Origin of the sequence: Paenarthrobacter sp. TAF1, assembly GCF_052113825.1 — a bacterium.
In the GTDB taxonomy this organism is placed as follows: domain Bacteria; phylum Actinomycetota; class Actinomycetes; order Actinomycetales; family Micrococcaceae; genus Arthrobacter; species Arthrobacter nicotinovorans.
The window spans coordinates 1-1,135 of the sequence record NZ_JBFRDO010000046.1 but is presented as its reverse complement, the minus strand read 5'-3'; the positions used below and the strand labels follow the sequence as shown (position 1 = coordinate 1,135).

Below are 1,135 nucleotides of genomic sequence, written 5' to 3'. Positions count from 1 at the left end.
GGCAAAGTCAATTGGTGGGAGCAACGCTGGGGGTTAGGCCGCTTGTAGCAGCTGGTTTAGCCGGTTGGCTGGGGTCTCGAGGTTCAGTGTTGGTCTGGGGCGGCGGTTGAGTTTCGCTGCGACCAGGCGGATGTCCTCGGGGGTGTGCACTGAAAGGTCAGTGCCTTTCTCGAACCAGAACCGCAGGAGCCGGTTGGTGTTTTCGTTGGTGCCGCGCTGCCAGGGCGAGTGCGGGTCGCAGAAGTACATCGTCGTATCGAGAGCGGTCTGGATTTTTGCGTAGTCGGCCAGTTCGGTGCCGCGGTCCCAGGTGATCGACCGGCGCAGGTGATCCGGGAGGGAGGCCATCTCCCGGATCATCGCGGCGGCAACGGTTTCCGCGGTGTGGTCCCCTGGCAGGTGCAGCAGGATCGTGAACCGGGTTGAGCGTTCCACCAAGGYTCCGATCGCTGTCCCGTTGGCGCCGATGATGAGGTCACCTTCCCAATGCCCGGGCACTGCCCGGTCCTGGACCTCGGCGGGACGTTGGCTGATCTTGAAGGCCTCTTTATAGGGGCTGYTGGCGCGCCGGTCAGTGCCGTGGGGGATGCGTTGTTTGCGTTTCAGGCTGAGCTTTTCGGCCAGGTCCGCCCGCAGGTTCCCGCGGGTTTGGACGTAAAGGGCCTGGTAGATCGTCTCGTGGCTCACCTGCATAGTCTGATCGTCACCGAAGTAATACGCCAACATCGAGGAGATCAGCTTCGGACTCCACCCGTCATCCATCCAGACGCCGAYCAGCCGGCACAAACCCTCGTCCTTGGCCAGCCTGAAGGGTTTGGGACGGCGCCTGTCCTGATGCGCTTTGRCGTGAGCGACCGAGGCGTAGTACTTCCCGTCCGCGCTCGTGTGGCGTTTGACCTCCCGCCAAACTACGGACTTATCCCGCCCGATCAATGCGCCGATCTTCGCGTAACTGAGGCCCAYCCGCACACCCATCTGGATCATGCCTCGCTCTTCCAGACCCAACGCACGGCCAGGGCCCCCGACTGAAGGAGCAGGATCGGCAAGACCTCCGGTAGCACCCCGGTTCACGGTCATCATTAGGCCAGACTGAACCCACCAATTGTGCCCGGTAGCGTGCACCGCCCCGACACGC

Annotated in this window: 1 protein-coding gene; it reads right to left on the bottom strand. The window is 62.9% G+C overall.

Translation table 11 applies throughout. The annotated features are described in order from the left end of the window. Positions 1–33: 33 nt before the first annotated feature. Positions 34–1,080, bottom strand: a complete 1,047-nt coding sequence (locus tag AB4Y81_RS21535) for an IS30 family transposase (protein WP_441996930.1) — start codon at positions 1,078–1,080, stop codon at positions 34–36. Between the last annotated feature and the right edge of the window lie 55 nt (positions 1,081–1,135).